24 protein-coding genes are annotated in these 25,487 nt (G+C 39.0%); 3 read left to right on the plus strand and 21 right to left on the minus strand.

What is annotated here, in order from left to right; translation table 11 throughout:
* Positions 1-31 precede the first annotated feature (31 nt).
* From BLP54_RS08740 to BLP54_RS08775, 8 genes are all read right to left on the minus strand, one after another.
* Positions 32-2,845, minus strand: a complete 2,814-nt coding sequence (locus BLP54_RS08740) for a glycosyl hydrolase 53 family protein (RefSeq protein WP_090168877.1) — start codon at positions 2,843-2,845, stop codon at positions 32-34.
* 170 nt (positions 2,846-3,015) lie between these two features.
* Positions 3,016-4,212: a GGDEF domain-containing protein gene (locus BLP54_RS08745; RefSeq protein WP_090168879.1), complete on the minus strand. Its 1,197-nt coding sequence runs from the start codon at positions 4,210-4,212 to the stop codon at positions 3,016-3,018.
* Between the two features lie 88 nt (positions 4,213-4,300).
* The gene (locus BLP54_RS08750; RefSeq protein ID WP_090168953.1) at positions 4,301-5,083 is read right to left on the minus strand and encodes an AAC(3) family N-acetyltransferase; all 783 of its coding nucleotides are present in this window, start codon (positions 5,081-5,083) and stop codon (positions 4,301-4,303) included.
* 21 nt (positions 5,084-5,104) lie between these two features.
* Positions 5,105-5,944, minus strand: coding sequence for a sugar ABC transporter permease (locus tag BLP54_RS08755; protein WP_090168881.1), 840 nt, complete (start codon positions 5,942-5,944; stop codon positions 5,105-5,107).
* Positions 5,941-7,260 (minus strand): carbohydrate ABC transporter permease, encoded by a 1,320-nt coding sequence (locus BLP54_RS08760; RefSeq protein ID WP_090168883.1) that lies wholly within the window; start codon positions 7,258-7,260, stop codon positions 5,941-5,943. The genes BLP54_RS08755 and BLP54_RS08760 overlap by 4 nt, the downstream gene beginning before the upstream one ends.
* 11 nt (positions 7,261-7,271) lie before the next feature.
* Positions 7,272-8,729, minus strand: a complete 1,458-nt coding sequence (locus BLP54_RS08765; protein ID WP_090168885.1) for a sugar ABC transporter substrate-binding protein — start codon at positions 8,727-8,729, stop codon at positions 7,272-7,274.
* 12 nt (positions 8,730-8,741) lie between these two features.
* Positions 8,742-10,373 (minus strand): glycoside hydrolase family 13 protein, encoded by a 1,632-nt coding sequence (locus BLP54_RS08770; protein ID WP_090168889.1) that lies wholly within the window; start codon positions 10,371-10,373, stop codon positions 8,742-8,744.
* Between the two features lie 11 nt (positions 10,374-10,384).
* Entirely contained in the window at positions 10,385-11,179 is a 795-nt protein-coding gene (locus tag BLP54_RS08775; RefSeq protein ID WP_090168891.1) for an InlB B-repeat-containing protein, read from the minus strand.
* A 155-nt stretch (positions 11,180-11,334) separates the two neighbouring features.
* On the opposite strand from BLP54_RS08775, the gene BLP54_RS16085 reads away from it, so the two are divergent.
* From BLP54_RS16085 to BLP54_RS08790, 3 genes are all read left to right on the plus strand, one after another.
* The gene (locus tag BLP54_RS16085; RefSeq protein ID WP_090168893.1) at positions 11,335-12,135 is read left to right on the plus strand and encodes a LacI family DNA-binding transcriptional regulator; all 801 of its coding nucleotides are present in this window, start codon (positions 11,335-11,337) and stop codon (positions 12,133-12,135) included.
* 71 nt (positions 12,136-12,206) lie between these two features.
* Entirely contained in the window at positions 12,207-12,608 is a 402-nt protein-coding gene (locus tag BLP54_RS08785) for an RrF2 family transcriptional regulator (protein ID WP_090168895.1), read from the plus strand.
* Positions 12,609-12,710: 102 nt separating this feature from the next.
* The gene (locus BLP54_RS08790) at positions 12,711-14,111 is read left to right on the plus strand and encodes a class I adenylate-forming enzyme family protein (protein WP_090168896.1); all 1,401 of its coding nucleotides are present in this window, start codon (positions 12,711-12,713) and stop codon (positions 14,109-14,111) included.
* 54 nt (positions 14,112-14,165) lie between these two features.
* Here the strand turns inward: BLP54_RS08790 and BLP54_RS08795 are convergent, their stop codons facing one another.
* The 13 genes from BLP54_RS08795 to BLP54_RS08855 all read right to left on the minus strand — a co-directional run bounded on the left by BLP54_RS08795 (position 14,166) and on the right by BLP54_RS08855 (position 25,486).
* A complete protein-coding gene (locus BLP54_RS08795; protein ID WP_090168898.1) occupies positions 14,166-15,602 on the minus strand; it encodes a glycoside hydrolase family 1 protein in 1,437 nt (478 codons plus the stop codon).
* A gap of 69 nt (positions 15,603-15,671) precedes the next feature.
* The gene (locus BLP54_RS08800; RefSeq protein WP_090168899.1) at positions 15,672-17,600 is read right to left on the minus strand and encodes a beta-glucoside-specific PTS transporter subunit IIABC; all 1,929 of its coding nucleotides are present in this window, start codon (positions 17,598-17,600) and stop codon (positions 15,672-15,674) included.
* Between the two features lie 169 nt (positions 17,601-17,769).
* Positions 17,770-18,603, minus strand: a complete 834-nt coding sequence (licT, locus tag BLP54_RS08805; RefSeq protein WP_090168901.1) for a BglG family transcription antiterminator LicT — start codon at positions 18,601-18,603, stop codon at positions 17,770-17,772.
* A 330-nt stretch (positions 18,604-18,933) separates the two neighbouring features.
* Positions 18,934-19,236: a hypothetical protein gene (locus BLP54_RS08810; RefSeq protein ID WP_028246473.1), complete on the minus strand. Its 303-nt coding sequence runs from the start codon at positions 19,234-19,236 to the stop codon at positions 18,934-18,936.
* A 10-nt stretch (positions 19,237-19,246) separates the two neighbouring features.
* Positions 19,247-19,630 (minus strand): hypothetical protein, encoded by a 384-nt coding sequence (locus tag BLP54_RS08815; protein ID WP_090168903.1) that lies wholly within the window; start codon positions 19,628-19,630, stop codon positions 19,247-19,249.
* 657 nt (positions 19,631-20,287) lie between these two features.
* Positions 20,288-21,004, minus strand: coding sequence for a precorrin-2 dehydrogenase/sirohydrochlorin ferrochelatase family protein (locus BLP54_RS08820; RefSeq protein WP_090168905.1), 717 nt, complete (start codon positions 21,002-21,004; stop codon positions 20,288-20,290).
* A gap of 1 nt (position 21,005) precedes the next feature.
* Positions 21,006-22,511 carry a uroporphyrinogen-III C-methyltransferase gene (gene cobA / locus BLP54_RS08825; protein ID WP_090168908.1) on the minus strand — a complete coding sequence of 502 codons (1,506 nt, stop codon included), beginning with the start codon at positions 22,509-22,511 and terminating at the stop codon, positions 21,006-21,008.
* A 4-nt stretch (positions 22,512-22,515) separates the two neighbouring features.
* Positions 22,516-23,421 carry a hydroxymethylbilane synthase gene (hemC, locus tag BLP54_RS08830; protein WP_090168910.1) on the minus strand — a complete coding sequence of 302 codons (906 nt, stop codon included), beginning with the start codon at positions 23,419-23,421 and terminating at the stop codon, positions 22,516-22,518.
* Between the two features lie 17 nt (positions 23,422-23,438).
* Positions 23,439-23,867, minus strand: coding sequence for a M67 family metallopeptidase (locus BLP54_RS08835; RefSeq protein ID WP_036951630.1), 429 nt, complete (start codon positions 23,865-23,867; stop codon positions 23,439-23,441).
* Positions 23,864-24,694 carry a thiazole biosynthesis adenylyltransferase ThiF gene (gene thiF / locus BLP54_RS08840; protein WP_090168912.1) on the minus strand — a complete coding sequence of 277 codons (831 nt, stop codon included), beginning with the start codon at positions 24,692-24,694 and terminating at the stop codon, positions 23,864-23,866. Before thiF ends, BLP54_RS08835 begins: the two co-directional genes overlap by 4 nt.
* Entirely contained in the window at positions 24,694-24,900 is a 207-nt protein-coding gene (gene thiS, locus BLP54_RS08845) for a sulfur carrier protein ThiS (protein ID WP_028246461.1), read from the minus strand. The genes thiF and thiS overlap by 1 nt, the downstream gene beginning before the upstream one ends.
* A gap of 20 nt (positions 24,901-24,920) precedes the next feature.
* Positions 24,921-25,238, minus strand: a complete 318-nt coding sequence (locus tag BLP54_RS08850; protein WP_028246460.1) for a thioredoxin family protein — start codon at positions 25,236-25,238, stop codon at positions 24,921-24,923.
* Entirely contained in the window at positions 25,238-25,486 is a 249-nt protein-coding gene (locus BLP54_RS08855; RefSeq protein WP_028246459.1) for a sulfurtransferase TusA family protein, read from the minus strand. Before BLP54_RS08855 ends, BLP54_RS08850 begins: the two co-directional genes overlap by 1 nt.
* Position 25,487: the final 1 nt, after the last annotated feature.

Here is a 25,487-nt window from a genome sequence, read left to right on the forward strand (position 1 = left end):
ATTCCATTTCTGGAATCCCCCAATAATACTTTTACCACCAGCCAAAAATCTTCTTAAAGATGTTTGTCACAGCCTTTATTATAGGCTTGATTACTGGCTTTATTACCTCTACTACCTTCTTAACACATTTTACAACCTGTTCAATTACAACCTGCGCCTCTTTAGCTGGATCAACCTTTTCGTCCTCCTTAGGTTTATCCTCAGGAGTTGGTGTAACTGTAGGAGTTGGCTCATTATTCTCTCCAGGATTATCTACCTCGCCATTGTCATCATCCTTTCCTGGTTCAACTTCCTCAATAACATCTCCTGTGCGATAAAGATAGAAATCATCCCATGCGCCCCAGCCACCAGCTACAGCCTTTACTGAAACACCGACTTTTACGGTAGTGCCATCTGCATTAACCTTTATTTCCTCTACCTGTGGATTAGCCCAATTCTGCCATCCTGTTACACCTGTTGGAGTCTCAAAGCTATCCTCTCCAACCTTAGCATAAAGCTTTAAGTCTGCATCATCTCCGCAGTCTCCACCTTCTACATAAGCACCAAGCTTATAGATACCTTTATCTAAGGTAACCTCCTGCTCGACTGTGTAATCGATGCTTTCATTATCCCAGAACTTCAAACTCATTGTTCCAGTTCTGACATTAGATGAATCAGCCTGAATTGCTACGCCGTTTTTTCCATCAGTATTTCCATCATCCTTAATGGTCCATACTGTGTTGCCATCCTCAAAACCTGGATTAGCAAGAAGATTTCTAGGATTGATTGTAAGCTTGCAGGTAACTTCTTCCTCTTTATCAAGGACTGTTACTGTTCCCTTAATTGTATATTCACCTGCTCCGCTATTTACTGCTGCTGTAAGGGCTTCAGTATCCCAAGTAATGGCTACTTCTATTTCAGAACCATCGTTATATACTACCTTGGCATTCTCTGGAAGCTTTACTTCATCTCCAAGTTCGAAGATAACATCCTCAACATCAATTCGTAAAACCGATAATGGAGCAGATGCACCTGTTCTTACATAGCTATAAATCCTTGCTGACGGAAGGGCATGACCTTCGAAATTAAACCATGCCTCGTTATCTACTGCTGAACCTCCAAACCAATCTCTGGCATCCTTATCGTATTTTCCGGAATAAGATGATGCCCAGCCTGAACCATATTTCTCCCATGCTTCCTTATTTGAAGCAAGGACTTCCTCTGCATTATCAGCATCCTTGTCATATACATTTACTGGAATCCATGCTGGCTCCCAATAGAAAACACCAATACCATTATCAATTGAAGCTACAGTGCTAATGACACTGCGAACAGAATCTGCCTGTCCCTGAACTGAGATGTCATAATTTAAAGCATCTCCGCTTTTCCCCTCATATTCAGTATTGGTATGACCATCGCCATCCTCTAAGGTATGTACATAAGAAGTTTCTGCAACCATTACTTTCTTATTGTATTTATCTGCTATATTAGAAAGAACATTTTTCAGATTTGCAAGTGTTCCATGCCAATATGAATAGTATGAAGATGCGAAAACATCATAATCTACTTCATATTTCTCAAGATTAGCTGCATAGCCTTCATATCTGCCGCTTGTCTCTGGGTTTGTAAAATGAACGGCTACTAAGATATCCTTATCATTCTTCTCTGCTACAGTTCTAACAGCTTTACTTCCTGCAGAAAAGATTTTAGCCATATTAGCCCATGACTTTTCTCCTGCCACACCATTATTGGTCTCATTACCAATCTGAACCATTCCTACATCAACACCTGCATCTAAAAGCTTCTGTAGACTTTCTGATGTGAATTTTTGGCAAGCCTTTGCCTTCTCCTCTACAGTCATTCCAGCCCACGCCTTTGGTGCAGTCTGTTTTCCAGGGTCAGCCCAAAAATCTGAGTAATGGAAATCAATGAGTACCTTCATTCCAGCATTAGAAATCCATCTTCCCATTTTTACCGCTGAATCGATATCGCAGTTTCCACCGCCATAGCCATTACCATTTTCATCTGTTGGGTCGTTCCATACTCTGAGTCTGACGTAGTTAACTCCGCAATCCTTTAAAAACTCAAAGAACCCTTGATTACTAAGCTCATTTCCATCGAAATCGTAGAATTTAACACCACTGTTTTTCTCAGAAAGATATGAGCTCACATCGACACCTGTGATAAAGTTTGCATCACAGCCTGGTACCTTCTCTACGTTAATATCAGCTTCTATCTTGTTATCCTCTTCCTCATCTTTATTATCATCATCCTTTTCGTCGTCATCTGATGATTCCTTTAAGGAATAGAGTACGAAGTTATCAACATCTCCCCAATAACCTGCAGCTACATCTCCACTTAGAGCAACAGTTAAATCCTCCTCTTCTTCCAAAGTAAACTCTTCTGTTGTAAAAGTGGACCAGCTATCCCAGCCGGTGGTCTTAATTGAAACACTCTCACCATTAATAGATACTGAGACACCTGCTTCGCTCTCAGCACCATCTGCTTCAAAAGAAAGCTTGTAGGTACCTGCTGGAACTGCATCTACAGTCTGCGAAAGCTCAAGTGAAACTGCTTCTTCCTTGTTGTTCCAGTAGTTGAATATGTTTGTTGTGTTGTTGCTTGCCCACTGATCAACTTTGATTTTACAGCCTGCACTGTCTCCATCATCTTCTGGCATTTCAACAGTCCATCCCGATAAATCACCTGTTTCAAAATCACCATTTTCAATAAGGCTGGTTTCCTTCCAGCTTTTCTCTTCCTCCGCTTTTGCAGGAATAGCCACACCAACCTGGCACAAGACAGTTGCTGCTGCAAGCCCTACACTTGCAGACTTTGCAAAAAACCCTTTTTTCAATCTTCCCATAGTTTTACTCCCTTACCTCCTGTTATTTATTTGTCATCTATTTTTATTTTAGCAAAGGCTGTTTTCCAAACCGCATAGTTCCCACGATATTTCGTGCAAATTCTACTATCTTAAACGCAAAAATAGCGCAACCCCCGGTTGCGCTACTAATAAAAAATCTGCTATCTACCTTATGCTTTTAAATTATTTAGCGTATCATTAAAATCTGCTCGTCTTCTATGCTGAGCTTCCTTATCCTTATATAATAATTCATCTGCTTCGTTAAATACCTGCTCATATGTCATGCTTGATGTTGAACACTTATATGCACCTACACTAAAGGAAAGTGCATAGGTCAGTTCATTATTATTATGTAGCACTTCCTCAAGCCTTGCTCTTACATCCGTAGCAGCTATTTCATTTTTGCTGGCCACTACAAATTCATCTCCGCCCCATCTTGCAACGATAGCATCATATCCCCTAAAAATTTCTTTCAGAGCATCTGAAAAGACAATTAACGCTCTATCTCCCTCATCATGTCCAAAGACATCATTAATGCTCTTAAAATAATCAATATCCAACAAGATAACTGTAAGAGGGTTTTCCTCATCACAGTTTGCCAATTCATTATTTATATATTCTGTAATACGTCTCCTGTTATTAAGCTTTGTCAAAGCATCTGTGTAAATCTGAGAATCCTGAAGCTCTACAAACAACTTTATAACAATAGGAATTACACAAAGCTCTATTGCAGGAAGATTCAATAAAAATCCTATAAGTATTCCGCTGACGGTAAAGAACACAATAAACAGAATCTGACTACCATATTTCTTCTTTTCAAGTCTATTCTTGGCTCGTCTCCTATTCCTAATAGAAATAATAGTTGCAGACACCAGATACACATAATCCAAAAACAAAATAAAGGACAGCATGGGAGTAAACACCAGCATACCATCTACTATGTCGTACACAAAAACATGAAGCGGCGTAAAAAGTAAGCTTACAACAATTGCAAGTGGTATTATCGCCAATGTATCCCATAAATTAAAGGATTTAATCTGCTTCTTTTTTATCTTAGGATTAATATTTGAAGATACATGAATAAACCAAAAATAACAGGCTAGGGACATAACCCCAAAACCAAGTGCCACTATAAAAAGGACAATTGTTCTTGGGAACATTGTGTAAAATCCATCTCCAATAAGTAATCTTATATCAACAAGAGCATATATCATAAAGGATACAAGCATTCCCTTAAAGGACATAACCTCTCGTTTGCTACCTATGCTTTCATTAGTTTTTGCAAAAATTACATTCAAGGATATAAGGCATACCGCAAGAATCAATAATATGAAAGGTTTTATCTGTGTCTCCAACTGAATCGTCATAAAATGCCTCCATGAACAAACACACACTGCTCATGGTAGCATTTTACCAAGAATATATTTAAGAAATGTGACGTGTTGATGAAACTTTTTATTCCCTATTCTCTTCTATCCATTTGACAGCAAAATCTACTAGTGTCCTTTGGCTCATACAGCGGATAACAGTGCCTCCAAGCTCTGCCTTTTTTACAGTATTCTTCTCCTCGAAGGCGGCACCTATATCAACAAAATCCTCTCCATCCACAAATAGTGTCTCGTAGGATTTCCATATGCGCTTGCCATCTTCCATCACGGCACTATGCTCGATTGTATTATGCTTGCTCTTATAATCAGCTCTCACATCTGCCAGATGAATTGAGGTGTTCTTATCATAATCAACGCCTATTAACAGCACTTTACCATCAAGCTTATACAGCTTTCCTACTGGAGATTCCTCACCAAAAATATCACACAGGTCGTGATTTTCTGTGAGATAGCTGGCATGCTTTCCCCAGGCAGCTACAGACCTGGCAGGATGGTCACTACGAAGAGCTCCTGGCCACTGACGGAACTTTTCCGCCGTGGCACCCATGGTGTTTGTTGGGGTTATTTTTTTGTCATAGGCTGGCCAGTTCTCTCGTATTATATTCCAATACTGTTCGTCCACATCCCAGTGGACTCCAGTATCAGGATCTAAATTTTTCCAGGACTGGGTAGGCATCATGATTGTGCCTTCCTGTCCAACTACTTCTATCAGTGCCTCAATAACAGTTTGGGCGCCACCACATACATAGCCAATCTGACCAAGAGAGGTGTGAACCATGACAGCATCACCTCTAGTCAGACCTACTGTTTTCAATGCATCTATAATTTCATTTTTCACAACTGGTTTCATAATCATCCCCCGTGTCCTCGTCTATCCCTTAACAGCACCCTCTGCTATACCATTAACCATGTTTTTAACAAGGGCAAAATACAAAATTACGATAGGAACAGCAATAAACACACTTCCTGCTGCAAATCTTGAAAATTCTGTTTCGTCAAGACTCATTAAACCAACGGCAACGGTGTATAAATCCTTTTCTTTAAGTAAAAGCTTAGGCAAGATAAAATCCGACCATGGCCAGGTAAAGGAAGTTAATGCCGTATATACGATAATCGGTTTTGACAATGGTAGATTAATCTTCCAAAATATCTGGGCTGAATTTGCTCCATCTATTTTGGCTGCCTCATCTATTGCCTTGGGAATAGTATCGAAAAATCCTTTTTGTGTGAGATACCCCATAGGCGCTCCAGCAGCGTAGATTAAAATCAATCCCCAAATCTGATTGATTAAGCCAAACTGTGTCATCAGAATGTATACCGCAGTCATTCCCATAAAGGATGGAAACATACCAAGAACCATGGTAGTTTTCATCATTGGTTTTCTTGCCCTAAACTCAAATCTGGACATGGTATAAGCTGTAAGTATTGTAAGAAAGGTGCCCAAAATACAGCTTCCTGCTGCCACAAATAAAGTATTAAAAAACCATCTTGGGTAATTGTACATGGTGGTATCAGTAAATAATTTCTTAAAAGTATCTATGCTATAGGTGGTCGGGAAAAATCCTTCAAAGGAATAAATACTTCCTGATTTTGAAAAGGAAGCCAGCACTATCCAAAGACAAGGAAAGAAAAATATAAATCCAACCACTATAAGAAGGGCATAGGTCCATACTGCATCAAAGACCTTCCCAAAGCTCTGCTTTTTCATCATTGGAATGTATCCTCCTCTTTAAAGGATGGTGAGTTCACATAAACTGCAAGTGAAATCACTGAAGTGATAATGAATATTATCAAACTTATTGCTGCTCCTATGCAGTAATAATTATTGTCGATTGAAAGATTGTATAGCCAGTTAATCAGCAAATCTGTATCGCTGGCAAGGAAATATCCATCAAGATATAATCCACCTCTCAAGAAATAGAAAATACCAAAATTATTGAAATTTCCAATAAACTGTCCTAAAAGCACTGGCATAGTGGCAAAGAGCATAAATGGTAAGGTCAGCTTCTTAAACTGCTGAAAAGAAGTAGCTCCATCTATTCTGGCTGCCTCATATAAAGACATATCTCTGTTTGATAAATGTCCTGTTGCCAGTAGCATAATAGCTGGAACACTTATCCAACAATTAACTAAAAGACCAATCAGTCTTGCTATCCACTTTGCATCCAAATCTAAAAATCCAATTGGTACTCCTCCTACAGAGCGAATAAGCTGATTAACAGGACCACCATATGAAAACATAAATTTAAAAGCTAAAAGAGTAATAAATCCTGGGATGGCATAAGCCAGAATTGGGAAAGCTCTAAAAAATGCTTTTCCTTTTACACAGTCTTTATTTAATAAAAGGGCCAGACCTATTCCTGCAAAATAATTAAGTGTTGTAGAAACCACTGCCCATAAAATATTCCAGCCCAGTATTCTAATAAAGGTAGGAGCAAACTTTGAGAGTGTAAGTATCTTTTTAAAGTTATCGAAGCCCACCCAATCTACAAGCTCAGGCGGAACAGTGCTCCCACCATAATTAGTGAATGAAATAAGTATCATGAATATAATTGGAAGAATATTAAAAACACATATTCCAATCACAGGTAACACCAATACCGTTACATAGAATTTTCTATCTATTAATTCCTTTAGCTCTTCTTTAAAACCTTTTGGTCGCTTTCCTGAAATTATCGTATTTTCGATATTAATAACATCCTTTAAATTCGAGATATAAACTCCAATAAAAAGCGCCATCACTATCCAGGCAAAAATACCCATCAGTAGCATTACTACTGAATTATCGCCTGCTATTCCAAGCCAGGCATCTGCCTTCTGAGTTCCTAAGGTAAAGAAGCCCTCGATATCCTTACCGCCTCTGACAAGCATGTAAGAAATAAATCCAATTTCCAAAAGCAAAAATATGATTCCCTTGGCAATGCACCCATATAAAATCTGGCCGCTGCCCATGAGAAGAGCTGAAAGCTTTACACGCCACGAACTATTTTTGAAAACTCCTATGTAATTCTTAAATCCTTCTAACATTATTTCTTCCTCTATTCCAAGGTATAAATCGCATCATGAATCTGATTGCACATATCCTCAAGACCTGCTTTCATAGAATCCAAGTCCTTATATTTCTTCTCAGCTTCACTTCTAAAGGCATCCTTTGCCAAATCAGTAAAGAAGGTCTGACCTGGAGTCCAAATCTGACTCACTTCCTTGATAGATGGCATAAGTACAATATTGCCCTTATCAAGCTCTTCAAACATATCCTTTGAAAGACCACCTAATTCTGAGGCTGCGTCCTCTCTGGCTGGAGCTATTCCAAGAGTCTCGTTTCTCAGCATAATCATCTCATAGCTGGTGGCAAAATTTACGAAAGCAAAGCATGCATTTGGGTACTTTGTATAAGAGCTAATGGCATATCCATTAACGCCTCCCATTGTTTTACTATCCACAAGCTTAGGGTTTTCCTCTGTAAGATTTCCACTTTCAGGAAGCTTAGGAAGCCCTGTCATAACAAGATTCTCCTTAGCCTTCTCCTCTGCTTCTGCCTGAGCTAATCCCTGACCTACATATTCATTTACCAATTCATCATAAAAGGTTGAGTAGGTATCAGGAGTAGAAAGTGTTGCAAAATATGTACCATCAGCAAGCTTGCTGTAAGCGTTAGTAGTTATAGTATCATCAATACAATCTTCATTCATTGTGCTGGCAAGCTGGCTTAATACCCATGCGCCCTTTTCTGAATCTCCTGCTGCAAATCCAATATCCTCTGGATTTGTATTGTTATCACCAAAGATATATCCACCATAAGAAAACAGGAAGCCACTAGAAAAATACACATCATATAAGGACTTCATATATCCATACTGTTCTGAATTTTCCTGATGACGCTGGACAGAAAAATCATACATATTCTTCCAGTCCTCTATCATATCTGGCACATCATTGGAATTTGCATCCCAATTTTCTTTCCAGTCCTCAGGCAGTAAATCCTTTCTGTAGTAAAGCATAGGAGCCTGCACATTTACTGGTACTCCACAGGTATAAGTACTTCCATCAACATCAACCTTATAGGCCTGCCATGCTGTTTCTGGAATCTGAGAATAACAATCCAACTCCTCCACTGGAAGTGGCAAAATATGTTTGCCTTGCGCATACTGCATAATCACGTCATTTGCCTGATACAAAACATCTGGGCCATAACCATAAGGACCATCATTTGCCAAATCCAAATACTGATCCATATTGGCATCAACAGCTGTTATTCCATACTGCTCATATTCCTTGTTAAAAGCCTCTATAAGCTGACTAAAATATCCCTTTGAAATGGCAGTGTCATTTTCCAAAACCTGAATAGTAACATTTTCTTCAAGTTCTCCGCTGAAAATACCGTTTGCCGTTGAACCTTCACTGGCTGCACTAGAATTTTCAGCTTCACTACCACATCCATTTAACAGGCCAAGCGACATAATCGCTACAAGCATCATTGCTATTTTTCGTTTCATTTTCTATTCCCCCTATACATCCATCTGTATCGTATATACGGTAGGACTTTTTATTGTAAGTATTGCATTTTTTCCATTGTAACTTCTTACAAGCTTTATCGCACCATCTTCATGTTTTATAGAAACATCTCCCCATTGTAAAACAGGATTTTTCTTTAGCGCCAATAAGCCCTTGATTTTATCCATAAGCTCTATATCCCAATGGTTCTTATCCCAGTCAAAACAACGTCTGCAATCAGGATCATATCCACCCTCCATAGCAATCTCCGTTCCATAGTAGATACAAGGTGTTCCAGGGAAAAACATGGTTAACGCTATGGCTGTCTCAAGCTTTTTCTTATCTTTTCCGATTTCTGTAAAGAAACGCAATGTGTCGTGGCTATCCAGCAAATTAAGCATCATGTAATTTACCTGCTCCATGTTTCGCATAAGAATAGAATTCAAATGCTGAACTGTCTTCTTCTCATCGCATCTTCCTTTTGCAAAGTAATCTAGACATACCTTCGTATATGCGTAATTCATAATGCTGTCCTGTTGCTCTCCCATAAGTGCAGGATATGCATCATGCCAATTTTCGCCAATAATTACTGCATCCTTCTTTTTTGCCTTAACAGCCTTCCTAAACTGACGCCAGAAATCATGAGAGACCTCATCTGCCACATCAAGTCGCCATCCATCAATATCAGCTACATCAATCCAGTATGTTGCAATATCTAAAAGGAACTGCTGCACTGCTGGAACCGCTGTGTTCAGCTTAGGCATATACTCACAATGGGCAAAGCACTCAAAGTTGCGCTTTTTCATATCAAGCTTGTCACCATCTATGATGAACCAATCATAGAACTCAGAGGCTTTTCCCTTCTTTACCACGTCCGCAAACTCATTCATCTTATCGCTGCAATGATTGAATACCGCATCTAAAACAATCTTGATTCCACGCTTGTGAGCTTCTTCTACAAGCTTTACCAAATCTTCTGTAGTACCAAACTGTGGGTCGATTTTCTTGTAATTGATGATGTTGTATTTATGGTTGGATTCTGACTCAAATATAGGTGTAAGATAAATGCCTGAGATTCCTAAATCCTTAAGGTAATCCAGTCTCTTGATAATGCCCTTCAAATCCCCACCTGCATGGTTCTTTGGTGTAGGCTTATCACCCCATTTCATATCTATGTAAGACATGTCTTTGTTCTCATCACCTACGCAGAATCTATCAACAAAGATTTGATAGAATACTGTCTCTGGCATCCAGTCCACCATAGGCATCACATCATTTTCATTAATGTATGGCAGCTGGAAGAAATTATAAAAGCACTCTTCGTAGTTGTAATCCTTGGTGAGACCGTCCTCACTGAAGTAATATTTCTTTCCCTTTTCTTCAAGCTCAAAAATATATACTAATCTTACGTCGTTAATATTAAGCTTCACCTCATAAAAAGCGTAAAGCTCATCCTCATATTTAAGTGGAACCTCTTCAGTAAATCTTTCCTTTTGGTAATCATATTTAACGCCGTAAATGATTTTTACTTTCAGACCAGCCTCTGCATCTTCTTTTGCAGTTCTAAGTCTGATGACCACCTCCTCCTTTGATAATGGAAAACAATATCTCGATTCTGGTATATGTAACAGTGCGTGCTTATTCATCTAAAAACTCCTTATTCTACGAAATTCCAGGTAATCTTGTCATATGGGTTTGAGTTAAAATTCTCTCTTGTTTCCTCTGTGTAATATGGGTCCTCCTCGTCGTACACATCTTCACCAGGATAAGTTGTAAGTACAAAGGTATATGTACCTGCAACAGCAACCTCGATATTCGACTTCTCAGCAGGTGTATCTCCCAAGCCTCCCGAATTCTTGAAATATGTAGTGCCATCAAACATTCCTGACTCAAGATAACCATAGCCTCTCTGATTTGACCAGCTGGAATCTGTAGCAAACTGGAATTGATCTCCTTCATTAAGCTCAAGGGTTATCGTATATACGTTTTCATTTTTCACATCTTCTTTTGTGAACTTCTGGGATTCTCCAATAACCTTTCCCCAGTCTGATTCACTTAAGACATCCGAAGTACCAGAACCTACAATATAAAACTCTCTGGTGTCCTCAGTATAGCTGACAAAACCTGCATACAAAGGAGTATCCTCAGTAATAGCTCTGTCAAAATCAAACTCTCTGGTAAGCTTTGGTGTTGCAAACCAGCCAACAAAGGTATATCCATCTTTTTCAGGAATAAAGCTTTCTACCTTTTCTTTATGAGCTACTGTGGCTGTATCAAGTACTGTAGTACCATCGGAATCATAAAAGGTAACTGTGTGTTCATCCGCCTGCACCTGTGACTCAGCATTTATCTCAGCTGAAGTCATATCCTCGCTACTTCCGCAACCTGTCATTGAAACCGCATTTACGATTACACATGCTAATAATAAATAACTTACAATTCTTTTCTTCATAGCAAAACCCTCCGTTTCATTTAACCGTTTAAATTAAATTTTAAAAATATAAACAAGCTCTTGATATAGCTTGTTTAATCGTTTAAACTAACTTCATAGTATAATTTTTATTTTTAGATGTCAATAGAGAATAAAAAATTCTTCGGAGGAGAAAAATGGCAGGCAAAAAAGTCACCATAAAAGATGTTGCAAGGGAAGCTGGTGTGTCTGTAGCAACAGTATCATACGTGGTAAATGGAAGGACAGATTTGAAGATATCTGATGAGACTAGAAAAAGAGTTTTACAGGTTATTAATCTTCTAAACTACTCTCCTAATCAGGCAGCAAAGGCTCTTGCCTCAAAGAGAAAAAGCCAGGTTGGGTTTGCCATTTCTGATAGTAGTTCCATCTTAAAGATTGCAGATCAGATGCATGTCATGAAAACAATTGCAGCCTTCATGGGAGATAAGAATTACGATGTATTTTTAATTCCCCCATCACGCTTTGAAAACTATGGTCAGGCAGATGCACTTATTTGCTACGACTTAGATAAAAAGACCTTTGCCTCTTTAGGCGATTGTAACTTTGCACCACTTTTAGCTTTTGACTGCTACATTAATGACTCACTATTTTTCCAGATAAATACTAACCTGAACCGACTTAAAGCTGCCGCTGAAAAGAAATTTAAGGGTGCACCTTATCAATATGTGATGCTAGAAACACCTAATACAGAAAAGAAGGAATTTACCAATAACACTTTTGATAGTGTTATCTACATTGATAATCCCTCTGATTTTGATAAGCTATCCTGCGATAACCTACTTGTTTCCAGTGAAGTTTTATTAGATTTTGTTCCCAAAAAGTATAACGTATGCTACGAGCCTGATATAACTACCGACAAACTTGAGTTACTTTATAAAGCTTACGAACAAGCTGCAGAAAGAATCCCAATCGAAAATCATAATCTTTGTATTTAAACCTAACTCTTGATTCACCTATTTACCTACGTTATAATAGTGTAAATAAAAAGCGATTAGGAGGTACGTAAATGTTTAGTACAAAAGGAAGATACGCACTTCGAGTTATGATAGATTTAGCTCAGCAGAATCAGGAAGAATACATTCCTCTTAAGGACATTGCAGAGCGTCAGGATATTTCAAAGAAGTATTTGGAGATTATTGTTAAAGAGCTTGTCCACGGCGGTTTTGTCAAAGGCGTCAGCGGAAAAGGCGGCGGCTATCAGCTCACTCGCCCTGCAAATGAGTACTCTGTAGGCGAAATAATCGAGCTTATGGAAGGAAGCCTCTCTCCTGTAGCCTGCCTCTCAGATGAAAACTATTCATGCCCTAGAGAAAGCATCTGCAAAACACTTCCTATGTGGACTGAGTTCTACATGCTTGAAAGAGATTTCTTCTATGGCAAAAAACTTAGTGATTTAGTGGTTTCTTAGGCCTTTTGCAATTGAATTTGAACTATCTTTATGGTATAAAAAGTTGGTTTGACTTTTTATACCATTTTTATTTTAAGCAATACATGAGGAGACATAATTAATATGGTTAAGTTTTTAAATGAAATCAAAAAGTATGGAAGCGATACTGCTTTTCGAATTTTAGATGGTGACAAATCTTTCAATATCACCTTCGAGGATTATTATAAAAAATTAAGCAGCTGTGCTTATAATCTAAATAATTTAGTTACAGATTTAGCCCATAAAAAGATAGGTATCTACTGCAATTCTTCCTATGAATACACCTTGCTTCTTACAGCAATCATGTTCAGCAGAGCTGTTGCTGTTCCACTCAATATCCGCGAAAGCCTTGATAACCTTCAATATGAAATAGAAAATTCAGAAGTAGACTATGTGGTAGTAGATAATGATGTATTATCAGGTCTTACAAATATTAAGCTTGTCAATAAGGATAAGCTTCTCAAAGAAAATGGTGGAGCTGTAGCTTTAACGGATTTCACTGAGGAGGAAAAAGAAGCTACTTCTCTTATCGTTTACACTTCTGGAACTACCGGACGACCAAAGGGTGTTGTTCTTTCAGTCGCAAATCTTTTCGGCTTTGAAAAGGCTATGTATGACGATAATGCACCTTTTGATAATTTGGAAGGACTAAAGGTTTATACCAACTTCCCTTATTTTCACATCGGTGGAATAAACGGATGGATTACACATTTTGAAAAGGGCTGCGCTACATATCTCAGCATAAATCCTGGTAATATTCTTATGGATTTAGAAAACGAACAGATAGACAGTGCTGTCGTAACACCAGCCACCTTAAATCTTTTCAAAAAGTCTGTTGCCCGAGGTCATCTTGAGCGACTTGGTGGTGCAAAGCTTCTTGTATCAGCAGGTGCCCCTGTGGATATTAATACTGTGGAGCTTCTAATGGAAAATGGAATAGGTTATGGACAATACTATGGCATGTCCGAATCCTGCGGTAATATTTCATGTAACTTTGATTGTAAGAATCATCTAAAATCAGTAGGTATGGCAGACCCTAATGTAAAGGTTTCTATCATTGATGATGAGATTTGTGCTGAGGGTCCTGGAATCATGCAAGGATATCACAAAAATCCGTCAGAAACCGCAGCTACATTAATCAATGGCGTTCTTCACACTGGAGATCTTGGCTATGTGGATGAGGATGGCTACATCTATATCACCGGACGTAAGAAAAATCTTATTATCCTTTCAGGTGGAGAAAATGTCAGCCCTGAGGAGCTTGAAAAAGAGCTTTATAAATGCGATTTCATTACTGAATGTAAAGTATATGCGGAAAACGACAGAATCGCCGTTGATATATTTGCAGACGAATCTAATTCAGAGGCTATCTTAGAATATATAGCTGAATTAAATACTAAGCTTCCTATATATAAAAGAATCTATAAGAAAAATCTTTTAAATCAGCCTCTTGAGAAAACCAGTAGCGGTAAGATAAAAAGATAAATATCCCTAACACAAAAAGGACTGACACCTATGTGCCAGTCCTAATTTTATATATTATAAATTCTCACCATTTGAAGCGATAACCTGCTTATACCAATCGAAAGATTTCTTCTTTCTTCTAGCAAGTGTTCCTGTTCCATCATCATACTTCTCTACATAGATGAAACCATAACGTTTTGCCATCTCACCTGTTGATGCACTAACAAGGTCAATGCATCCCCATGGTGTATAACCCATAAGATCTACACCATCCTTTACAGCTTCTCTCATCTCTGAGATGTGCTTTCTAAGATAGTCGATTCTGTAATCGTCATTGATTGAACCATCAGCTTCGATTTCGTCTCTTGCGCCAAGTCCATTCTCAACAACCATAAGTGGAATACGATATCTGTCATAAATCTCATTAAGTACATATCTAAGTCCCTGTGGATCAATCTGCCATCCCCAGTCAGATGACTCAAGGTATGGATTCTTTCCACCCATGATAAGGTTTCCTTCACCCTCGTTGGCATCAGGATTTCCACTAATTGTGTTAGACATGTAGTAGCTGAAAGTATAGAAATCAACAGTTCCCTGTCTTAAAATCTCCTCATCCCCTGGCTCCATCTTGATAGTAACACCAAGTCTATCCCAAAGACTCTTAGAGTATGATGGGTATTCACCGCGAACCTGAACGTCTGAACAATACCAGTTAACCTCACGCATATGCTCCTGATTTGCAATAATATCTGCTGGGTTACAAGTAGCTGGATATGATGTTACAAAGCAAATCATATTTCCCATCTTGTACTCTGGGTAATTGTCATGAGCATATTTTACAGCAAGTGCTGAAGCAACGAACTGATGATGAAGAGCCTGGAATCTCTCCTGTGGCTTATTTGGAACCTCTGTTACAGGTCCTGTGTAGCCCTTTACTGTTCCTGTAGATAAAACAGCTCCCATTGGCATTGTACCAGCGTTGATTTCGTTGAATGTGAGCCAATATTTTACTTTGCCCTGATATCTTGCAAAGATTGCCTTGCAGTAATTCATAAAGTACTCGATAAGCTCGCGGCCTTCCCAACCATTATATTTTTCTACAAGGGCATATGGAAGCTCATAATGTGAAATTGTAACAAGTGGCTCAATACCGTGCTTCTTGCAGCAATCAAACACCTTGTCATAGAATGCAAGACCTGCCTCGTTTGGCTCAGACTCCATTCCTGTAGGGAAGATTCTTGTCCAGTTGATAGATGTACGGAATACCTTAAATCCCATCTCTGCAAAGAGTGCGATATCTTCCTCATAGTGATGATAGAAATCAATTGCCTCGTGTGAAGGATAAAGTGTATCTGGCTCAATAGTAGTTGTAATTCTCTTTGGGGTTGTATGACTACCATTTGTGCACATATCTGATACTGATGCACCCTTACCATCTACATTCCATGCTCCCTCAAACTGGTTTGCGGCAACTGCGCCTCCCCATAAGAAATCTTCTCTAAATGTTCCCATTATTATTGCCTCTCTTTCATTGCGTATATCTTATTTATTAGTGGGGCCCTAAAGCCCCACCTGATTATATTAAAGTAATGTGATTAACTCATTACCACTCTCTACTGATACTGAATCTGTAGGAATGATATCTGCATACTTACCTGAGTTTGTGATTACGATAGGTGTCTCTGTAGAGTAACCAGCCTCCTTGATGAAGTCGAGATCGAACTCAAGAAGAAGATCTCCTCTCTTAACCTTGTCACCCTGCTTAGCTACAGGATTGAATCCCTTGCCCTCAAGCTGAACTGTGTCCATACCTACGTGGATAATAACTTCTGCACCCTTGTCTGTAGTAATACCGATAGCGTGACCTGTTGCGAAGAAAGCTGTGATTGTTCCATCAGCTGGAGCATATACCTTGCCTTCTACTGGAACGATTGCAATACCCTTGCCCATTGCCTCTGAAGAAAATGCTGCATCAGAAACTTCTGTTAAAGGCTTAACCTCGCCCTTTACTGGAGCTACAAGAACTTCACCGTTTCCTGAAGCATCAGAAACTACTGTCTTCTTAGCTGCTGGAGCCTCGTCCTTGTACATAATCATTGTAAGTGTAAATGAAACTGCTACTGCAACAAGAATTGAGATGATTACCCAAATCATGCTGTAAAGGCTGTTTGTGTTTGGATCAATGTAGCATGGAAGTCCGAATAAACCAAGACCACCCATTGTGTAAGACTTAACACCTGCTACTGCTGTGATGATACCACCTGCTGCACCACCGATACATGAGATAACGAATGGTGTCTTCTTTGGAAGTGTAATACCATAGATACATGGCTCAGTTACACCGAATAATCCTGAAATAAATGCTGGGATAGCGATATCCTTAAGCTTCTGATCCTTTGTCTTAAGAATCATACCAAGTACTACTGCTGACTGTGCAAATGATACGCAGAAGTATGGTGAAAGAATGAAGTCATAACCAAGTGAACCATAGTTAATCATTGCAAGTGGAACAAGACCCCAATGTAAACCGAAGATAACAAGTACCTGCCACATAGCACCAATAAGTGCACCAGCGATAATTCCACCAATAACTGGAATGTTATATAATCCGCCGAAGATAAGTGTAAGTAAATTACAAACTACTGTAGCAACTGGTCCAATTACAAGATATGTAAGTGGCATCATAATTCCAAGAACGCAAAGTGGAACGATGAATGTCTTGATTACATCTGGAATGTGCTTCTTGAAGAACTTCTCAAGCTTTGCTGCAATGTAAACAGCTAAAACAACTGGTACAACTGACTGTGTATAACCAGAAGCTGGCATGATTACTGGAATTCCAAACCAGTCTGTCATGTAATCCATGCTGAATGATGTTCCAGCAAATACTGTTCCAAGAACCTCAGCGCTCTTAAGAGCAACCATGTTTGGATATGTAAGACCTACACCAAGTGCCATACCAATGAATTCGCTACACTTGAATTTCTTAGCTGCTGTGTAACCTAAGATGATTGGTAAGAAATAGAAGAAACCATCACCAACTGCGTTCCAGATTTCATAAGCACCGCTTGTTGTTACATCAATACCGAATGAGCTGCTAGCCACGAATGACCAAACTGCAAGTAAACCTTTGATGATACCAGCTGCACATAATACTGAAAGAAGTGGCTGGAATACACCAGAAATAATATCAATAAGAGCTGCACCAGGGCTCATCTTCTCAGCTGGGCCGTCATCTGAAACAGGAGCTGCTCCTGAGATACCTGCATGCTCACATACTACGTCGTATACATCAGGCACATGATTTCCAATAACTACCTGATACTGTCCACCAGACTGGATAACTGTTACGATTCCATCTGTGTTCTTAAGGATATCTGTGTTTGCTTTGCTTTCATCCTTAAGCTTAAATCTAAGTCTTGTTATACAATGTGTAATACTTTTAATATTGCTCTTACCACCAACATTCTGGATGATAATGCGAGCTAAGCCATCATACTTGCTTGCCATTTTAATTTTCCTCTCTTTTTATCCCTATAATATATTTATCTTCTTCAGACCCTGCGCACTGGTCTGTCAAATTCCAATAAAAAAACCTGCACCTAGTTATAGTATCTACGTATAGACATACTTCTATAACTAACGTACAGGTTTAGCCGACTCTGACGCCGTAACTATCCTAAGCTTTTGCTCTTTCTGTTATTCTAGAGATATGAACTGTGAGATATAACATCTCTTCGTCTGTAATCTCCTGTGGATATTTTGCTTCCATATAGCTTTTAATGCGCTGTGCGCATTTGTAAGCATCTGGAAATCTTCTTTTTATACTTTCATATAACTCTTCGTCCTGAGGCTCGTAGTAAGCACTACGCTCTGCTCTCTGTAAAAAGTATTTCAGATGAGTGATGAATCTTTCATATGAGAAAGTTCCTTCATCTAACTCTGAGTTATATGTGAATTTAACGATGCTAACTATATCATCAATAATTTCTGGAGCTTCCATGGTGTGATGCATGTTACCATCTAACTCCGCATTTACGATGTGCAGCGCAAAGAACCCTGCCTCATCCTCTGGAAGAACAACTCCCAGCTTATCCTTGATAATATCAAGTGCATGTAAGCCCATGCAATACTCTGTCTTGTAGTAGTTCTTAATCTCCCAAAGAAGCTTATTCTTAAGAACTGTCCCTGTTTTGCTTCGCTCAATAGCAAAGCCAAGGTGATCTGTAAGAGTGATATATATATTATTGCAAAGTCGCTTACCAAGGTTATTAGAAGCATAGGTGATAATTTCATCAGCCACCTGAATCTGCTCATATGGCATTTCAGATACCAGCTTCATAAACTGCTCACTTGACTTTTCCATAACGAAAGTTTTTTCTATTTTACTTTCGTCCAACTGATCTCCGCTCTTCTTTTGAAAGCAAAGACCACAGCCTGTATAAACTATTTCGTTTCCCTTGTCATCAATCGCCAAGGCCGCATTATTATTTAAAATCTTTTTAATCTTCATTCCTGATGGTTCTCTCTACAATTTTAAAATAAAAAAAATGACCGAATCAGCCCCTCACACATGTATCATCTCGAATAAGATAATACCATAATCACGAATGATTATAAATAAATTGGGCGATTCAGTCTTGCCTGCCTTGCAGTAACAATCCGAACTTGTTTTGTTTACAAGAAATACTTTACAGTTAATTCCTGTTTTTGTAAATACCTCATATACAATTTCGACGTTTTCGTTAATTTAAGTTTGGCTATTTTGTATATGTTTCACAAAAACTTCACATTTTAAACACAAATTAAAAGCTCAGAGCTAAATACCCTGAGCCAATTTATACTATGAAATAGACTTTCTAACTACACCCTTTGGGTCCTTGATAAGCAAATACACTACCCAAATGATAAGTGCAAATGCAATAACAGAAAATCCGAGGAAGCTATCATTAATCATATCCTCTACTGCAGGTGCAAAATAATCTGCACCAAGCTCTGTGTACTCTGCAATAGCATCTACAAACCACATAAGTGATGCTCCCCAGAACATAAACATCAAAACATGAAGCTGCATGTCATTATTCTTTCTGTTGTACCAGAGAATAGTTGTTACAATTGCAGCGAATACTGTCAACAATAATGTCATGGCGCACCTCCTAGTTTGAAGCCTTTGCGTTTGAAACTGGACGCTTAACAATAACGTCAGCAGCTACGCAAATTCCAACCCAAACCGCAGTAACTAATACTGCCATACCAACACCTACTGTACCCATCTCATGAAGCATCTCTGCCTTGTCTGCTGGGTTTTCCATAGCTGTAAGGAATGGGAAGAAAGGCTTTACCTCTCCATGCCATACATGCTCGTATGCTAAAAGAACTGAACCACCCCAGAGAAGGTTTGTAAGCCACTTTAACTTACGCGAAAATGGAATACCATTCTTAGGTGTCAAAGTTCCTTCCTTAATCTCTTTCTTATCAATTACTTTCTTAACTATAGTTGTAACTACAGCCTCGCCAGCTGGCACTGTAAAACAAGCCATATCTGTACCTCCTTACTATTTAAAACTCCAATTAGAAGTATAACAAGAAGGCTAGTATATTTGGAAGTAAAATATGACCTTTGGACATTCATAAAAAGAGTTTTGCCATTCCGTTCTAGAATAGCACAGCTCTTTTCTTATCAAAATTTGGGGAATAATTGATAAACACTATCCTAGGAGCAGTATTGGCTGTATATTAATTGAGTTGCACTGCCTTTGAGGCAGTGACGGTGTGATTTTATTTCATTTGCACTGCCCCAGAGGCAGTATTGGCGGGTTTTTATTTCATTTGCACTGCCCCAGAAGCAGTGGTGGAAGATTCTCGATTGATTTCCACTGCTCTACAAGCAGTGGCGGCGGTTTTTTATTTCGTTTGCACTGTCCCAGTGGCAGTGGTGGCGGATTTTCAATTCATATGCACTGCTCTAAAAGCCATTTTTATAAAAAGAGCTTGGCCATTAGCCAAGCTCAGTTCTATTAGTCCCATCCAAGCTGCTTTCTCTTCTCTTTCATGTCAGCCACAATCTTCTTAGCCAACTCAGTTGGGTCTGTATTTACATTCATTGTGGAACCAAGAAGCTCCTCCAGCTATTTCATAGCAATAGTTATCATCTCTAGCGGTATTCCCTAATGGCTTTCCATAACCATTAGGATGAACTACTCAATTTCCACCTCGTCCATTATTGCTTCTAATTCATCCATGGTGAAACCGCTTTCTTTTACAACATCTTCAAATGGAATAGTAGGACTATCTTTTCTTTCCTTTATAATTTCTTTTATCTCTTCTTCTGTAGGTAAATTATCATTATCCAAAGAATATTTAAGGATGCTTTGAAAAACTTCTTTTCTTTCAGCTTCATTAGGAAGTACGTCTATTACCTGTGCTCTCCACTGACCCATAAGATCATTTATTTCTCCAAGCTTAGGCGTAAGGACTTCTTTCTCCTTATCTCGTAGAAACTGGGTGAGTACTGGACTCTTTCCACTACTGGAAAATGCTCCTACAAGGTCCCCCTCTTTCACATATGATGAAAAAATAAAGGAACATTTTTCCTGATCGTCAACAACGTTTACTGGGATGTTGGCCTCATTGCATTTTTCAGATACAAAACTGTTAAAATCATTGTCATCTGTAGCGACTACAACAAGCTTTCTCCCCTTTAAATCAGAGTCTTCAAACTGACGCTCTTCTATTTGTAAATTATTATTCTTACCAGCGATTTCTCTAATCTTTGAAGATACTTCCCTGGCAATAACAGTGACTCTGGCATCAAAATCCAAAAGGACTTTCACCTTTCTGTATGCCACCTGTCCGCCGCCGATGATTAGGCAGTCACTGTCTGTTAAATCTATGAACATTGGGAAATATGCCATATTAGTACCTCAATATATTTATTATTCCATCATAAGAAGCATCCACAGCCTCCGTTACCTCATTCACGCCCTGACCTTTTAAAACAGCTGTACAGCTTGGTCCGATAGAGAATACCTTGTCAGGTAAAGTTATCCCTGCCACTGCCTTTGCATTGCTTCCACTTGTAAAGATAGCTCCATCGCATTTACGAATTTCTTCCTTAAGCTCATCAGAAATTGTAAGCTCATTTTGTACATTCTCATAGCAGACTATTTTATTCAAGGCATAGTCACTTCCAAGAGTCTTTTCAAATTCTGGTGACTGGACTTTTCCACAAAGCCAGTTTATAGCAACACCTTCGCTAACATTTTTCTTAAGTAATTCTGCAAGTTCTGCACCTGTCTGCTTTTCAGGAATTAAATCAGCTACAATGCCAAACTCTCGTAATATAGCTGCTGTCTTTTCTCCTACAACAGCAAATCTAAAGTTTGATACCGCCCTAATATCTCTTCCCTGCTTTTCAAAAAGATTCCAGAAGAAAGAGCGGACTCCATTACCACTGGTAAATACGATATAGTCTCCCGTAGTGGCTAATTCCAAAAATCCTAAATCACACTCAACTGGCTTAATCTTACCTGTGACAACTGTAACAACCTCAGCACCATCTTTCTCAAGTCTTTCTTCAAGCTCGTTGTATAAAATCTCTGTAATCCCTGTTTCAAGTTTATAATTAAAGCTTTGAATCTTTGGAAGGAAAAATCTCTTACCAAAGAAAGGACGTTTCTCAAAGAAGTCTAAATCAGCTGCAAGCCCTACTACTTTTCCAACCACAATAATTGATGGTGATTCAAGGCCTGCTTCATTAACAAGACTTTCTATATTTGAAAGTGTTCCCACTACCTTGCGCTGGTGATTTGTGGTTCCATTTGAAACAACAGCAACCTTTGTATCAGCTGCTCTTCCAGCATTAATCAAGCCCCTTGCTATCTCTCCCACATGAGCAAGTCCCATAAGGAAAACAAGTGTGACATCTTCATCCATAAGCTGGGTAAAATCGATGTTAGTAGGCTCATCCTTTCGACTGTGGGCTGTGATAACCTGAAATCCCTTAGCCAATCCTCTATGTGTAATAGGAATACCAGCATCTGCAAGTGCAGCAATAGATGAGCTGACTCCTGGCACTATCTCCACAGGAATATCTCTTTCCTTTAAATAAAGAGCCTCTTCTCCACCTCGACCAAATACATAAGGATCACCACCCTTTAGTCGAACTACAAAGTCATACTCCTTAGCCTTTTCATATAAAAGCTCGTTGATTTTATCCTGAGTCAGTGTGTGATGATGATTAGCCTTGCCAACAAAAATCATTTCACAGTCTGAGCTGGCCAGTTCCAACATCTTCTTGTTGCATAATCTGTCATATACAATACAATCAGCTTTTCTTAAATATTCTTTTCCTTTTAAAGTGAGCAGATCCAAATCTCCTGGACCTGCTCCAATTAATGCTACTCTTCCGTATTTATTCATTACATTATTCACCTAGCTGTGCCTTTATTTCAGCAACAGCTTTATCTATCAATTCCTGGTTGGCATCTTTGCCCCTTACCACTGTAGTAGCAAGCTTGCTTCCCGATTCATCACCAAATAAAGCTCTAAGAGTATATCCTTCTTCAGTCTTTGAAGCATATGCTCCCACCGGCAAATGACAATCTCCACCAATAGCTTTTAAAAAGCCTCTCTCCAAAAATGTAATCTCTTTTGTTTCTTCATTTGCTAATGCATTTACGATATTCAAAAGCTCAGTATTATCCTCTGCTATCTCGATAGCAAGTGTACCCTGTGCAGGAGCTGGAATCATATCCTCCACATCTAGATACTGAGAAATGTTTCCTTCCAAACCAAGTCTTCTCACACCGGCTGCAGCAAGGATAATTCCATCAAGTCTCTCCTTACAGGGATTTTCTTCATAAAGCTTTCTGATTCGCGAATCTATATTTCCTCTTATTGGAAAAATATTAATATCAGGCCTTAGCTTTAAAAGCTGGTATGAGCGTCTCTTACTTCCTGTGGCAATATTTGCCCCAAGTGGAAGCTCCTCCAAAGATGAAGCCGTTCTAAGAATCAATACATCTCTGGCATCCTCTCTAGTCCATGCGTCAGCAAATACCAATCCTTCCTTAGGAGTATCTGGCATATCCTTCATGGAATGTACCGCCATCTGTATCTTTCCCTCTAGTAAAGCATTCTCGATTTCGTCTACAAAAAGTCCCTTGGAACCAATTGCATCCAAGGGCTTTGATAAATCGATGTCGCCTTTAGTAGTAATAACCTCTATTTCATATTCATTTTCAGGGAAAGCTGCCTTAAGCCTGTCCACTACATAATTTGTCTGAGCTAAAGCCAGCTTTGAACCTCGGGTTCCTACTCTAATTTTCATGAAATCTCCTATGGCAATTAATAATAATATTCTTCCGAAATGATTCTCAAATCCTCTTTTGTCACTTCGCCATTTTCAATGTGAAAGCTGTTAAAAACAGCTTCTTTAGACATCAATGATAATATCATATAACTTGCCTTTGAATCAAAAGCTAATTTGATGTCTTCAACAGATGGTCTTGATGGCGACTCAGGATGAGAATGCCAGTTTCCTAGAGGCTTTAAACCTAATGAGCGCATGTCCTTTATTGCCTCCATCTGCTCTCTTGGATCAAGAGTAAAGTGATCATTAGCATGATCAATATTTTCCAAAAAATATACTTTTTTGATTAGTCTTTCACCATCCTCCTCGGTGCCTGCGATAAGACCGCAGGCCTCCTCTGGAAGATGTTCTCTGGCATAGGCTGCCAGCTCATCGTATAATTTGTAGTCAATTCTTATTATCATCTTGCTGCCTCAAAGCGTCCTGCAGTTTCCTCACAAACCTCCTGCTCATAATCAATAAGCTCTGTGATTGTAGGATTCTTGCCACATACTGGACATGTGCTGGTGTCGTGTGGAAGCTTAATTTTTCTGAATTCCTGATTTACTGCATCATATGTAAGAAGCTTTCCTGTGAGAAGCTCACCAACTCCTACAATGTACTTAATAGCCTCCATTGCCTGAAGTGAACCGATAACACCACCCATTGCACCGATTACACCAGCCTGCTTACATGTAGGCACTGCATCCTTTGGTGGTGGGTTCTTAAATACGCATCTGTAGCATGGACCTTCCCCAGGAACATAAGTCATAAGCTGCCCCTTGAAGCGAATGATACCAGCGTGAGAAAATGGTTTCTTCTCCATTACGCATGCATCATTGATAAGGAACTTAGCTGGGAAATTATCTGTTCCATCAATTACAAAATCGTATTCACGAATTATCTCTCTTATATTTGTAGAATCCACAAACTTGTGGTAAGTCTTTACCTCCACATCTGGATTCATTGCATTCATTGTCTCTTTAGCAGACTTAACCTTAGGTTTTCCAATGTCCGCTGTAGCATGAATTATTTGACGCTGAAGATTTGATAAATCAACCTCATCCGCATCTACGATACCAATTGTACCAACGCCTGCTGCTGCCAAATACATAGCTGCTGGAGCACCAAGTCCGCCAGCACCAATGATAAGGACCTTTGCGTTAAGAAGCTTCTTCTGTCCCTTAGCTCCTACCTCCTTAAGAATGATGTGACGGCTATAGCGTTCAATCTGCTGATCTGTCATAGCCATTACTGTCCACCTCCCATGAAGTAAAGGAACTCTACTGAATCACCTTCATTTAAAACTGTTGTAGCTTTATTCTCTGTAAGAATAAACTCATCATTAATAGATACTGTTACATACTCTGGTGTCTCTACATTTTCTGCTTCAATAAGCTCAGGAAGTGTAAGTCCATCCTTGTATTCCTTTTTCTCTCCTGCTACTGTAATTGTCATTTTTCCATTCTCCTTTACTACTAAATTAGACCATCAATCCAGTCAGTTAACTCGTCATAATCCTTGGCACCAATCTGTCGATCAACAGCTTCGCCATTCTTAAAAAAAATCAATGTAGGATTACTTAAAATCTCATATTCCTGAACAAGCTTTGTGTCATAGCCTGTATTTACCTTGAATACACTTACCTTACCCTCGTAATCTTCCTCCACATCGCAAAGTGTAGGAGCAAGCTTTTTGCAGGCAATGCATGAATCAGAGTAAAAATCTACTAGCACTGGAACAGGACTATCTAAAACCTTTGCCTGAAAATCATCAGCGTAAATTCTCTCTGCCATTATTCCTCTACCTTTCTCACATAAAGTGTATATGTGCCATCGCCATTGTCATCAAGCTTAAGTACCTGATGGCCATCCTCTTTAAATGAACGAGGTACGTTCTGTACTGGCTCACCATCATTAAGGCGAATTGCCAAAACCTCACCATCATCAAGCTCTTCGATTGCAACTTTTGCAGTTACAAAAGTCAAAGGGCAAACCTTATCAGTGATATCAATCTTCTCATCAAATTCAATTACATCTGCCATT

It is taken from the genome of Pseudobutyrivibrio sp. 49, from assembly GCF_900100545.1.
Lineage (GTDB): Bacteria > Bacillota > Clostridia > Lachnospirales > Lachnospiraceae > Pseudobutyrivibrio.

What these genes read in the sequence shown, in the direction of transcription:
- BLP54_RS08795 (WP_090168898.1), bottom strand. Translation starts at nt 15,602, where the DNA reads ATGGGAACATTTAGAGAAGATTTCTTATGGGGAGGCGCAGTTGCCGCA.
- BLP54_RS08855 (WP_028246459.1), bottom strand. Translation starts at nt 25,486, where the DNA reads ATGGCAGATGTAATTGAATTTGATGAGAAGATTGATATCACTGATAAG.
- hemC (WP_090168910.1), bottom strand. Translation starts at nt 23,421, where the DNA reads ATGAAAATTAGAGTAGGAACCCGAGGTTCAAAGCTGGCTTTAGCTCAG.
- BLP54_RS08785 (WP_090168895.1), top strand. Translation starts at nt 12,207, where the DNA reads ATGTTTAGTACAAAAGGAAGATACGCACTTCGAGTTATGATAGATTTA.
- BLP54_RS08750 (WP_090168953.1), bottom strand. Translation starts at nt 5,083, where the DNA reads ATGAAACCAGTTGTGAAAAATGAAATTATAGATGCATTGAAAACAGTA.
- BLP54_RS16085 (WP_090168893.1), top strand. Translation starts at nt 11,335, where the DNA reads ATGGCAGGCAAAAAAGTCACCATAAAAGATGTTGCAAGGGAAGCTGGT.
- thiS (WP_028246461.1), bottom strand. Translation starts at nt 24,900, where the DNA reads ATGACAATTACAGTAGCAGGAGAGAAAAAGGAATACAAGGATGGACTT.
- BLP54_RS08810 (WP_028246473.1), bottom strand. Translation starts at nt 19,236, where the DNA reads ATGACATTATTGTTGACAGTATTCGCTGCAATTGTAACAACTATTCTC.
- cobA (WP_090168908.1), bottom strand. Translation starts at nt 22,511, where the DNA reads ATGAATAAATACGGAAGAGTAGCATTAATTGGAGCAGGTCCAGGAGAT.
- BLP54_RS08755 (WP_090168881.1), bottom strand. Translation starts at nt 5,944, where the DNA reads ATGATGAAAAAGCAGAGCTTTGGGAAGGTCTTTGATGCAGTATGGACC.
- BLP54_RS08775 (WP_090168891.1), bottom strand. Translation starts at nt 11,179, where the DNA reads ATGAAGAAAAGAATTGTAAGTTATTTATTATTAGCATGTGTAATCGTA.
- BLP54_RS08790 (WP_090168896.1), top strand. Translation starts at nt 12,711, where the DNA reads ATGGTTAAGTTTTTAAATGAAATCAAAAAGTATGGAAGCGATACTGCT.
- BLP54_RS08835 (WP_036951630.1), bottom strand. Translation starts at nt 23,867, where the DNA reads ATGATAATAAGAATTGACTACAAATTATACGATGAGCTGGCAGCCTAT.
- thiF (WP_090168912.1), bottom strand. Translation starts at nt 24,694, where the DNA reads ATGGCTATGACAGATCAGCAGATTGAACGCTATAGCCGTCACATCATT.
- licT (WP_090168901.1), bottom strand. Translation starts at nt 18,603, where the DNA reads ATGAAGATTAAAAAGATTTTAAATAATAATGCGGCCTTGGCGATTGAT.
- BLP54_RS08850 (WP_028246460.1), bottom strand. Translation starts at nt 25,238, where the DNA reads ATGGCAGAGAGAATTTACGCTGATGATTTTCAGGCAAAGGTTTTAGAT.
- BLP54_RS08800 (WP_090168899.1), bottom strand. Translation starts at nt 17,600, where the DNA reads ATGGCAAGCAAGTATGATGGCTTAGCTCGCATTATCATCCAGAATGTT.
- BLP54_RS08745 (WP_090168879.1), bottom strand. Translation starts at nt 4,212, where the DNA reads ATGACGATTCAGTTGGAGACACAGATAAAACCTTTCATATTATTGATT.
- BLP54_RS08815 (WP_090168903.1), bottom strand. Translation starts at nt 19,630, where the DNA reads ATGGCTTGTTTTACAGTGCCAGCTGGCGAGGCTGTAGTTACAACTATA.
- BLP54_RS08760 (WP_090168883.1), bottom strand. Translation starts at nt 7,260, where the DNA reads ATGTTAGAAGGATTTAAGAATTACATAGGAGTTTTCAAAAATAGTTCG.
- BLP54_RS08820 (WP_090168905.1), bottom strand. Translation starts at nt 21,004, where the DNA reads ATGGCATATTTCCCAATGTTCATAGATTTAACAGACAGTGACTGCCTA.
- BLP54_RS08740 (WP_090168877.1), bottom strand. Translation starts at nt 2,845, where the DNA reads ATGGGAAGATTGAAAAAAGGGTTTTTTGCAAAGTCTGCAAGTGTAGGG.
- BLP54_RS08765 (WP_090168885.1), bottom strand. Translation starts at nt 8,729, where the DNA reads ATGAAACGAAAAATAGCAATGATGCTTGTAGCGATTATGTCGCTTGGC.
- BLP54_RS08770 (WP_090168889.1), bottom strand. Translation starts at nt 10,373, where the DNA reads ATGAATAAGCACGCACTGTTACATATACCAGAATCGAGATATTGTTTT.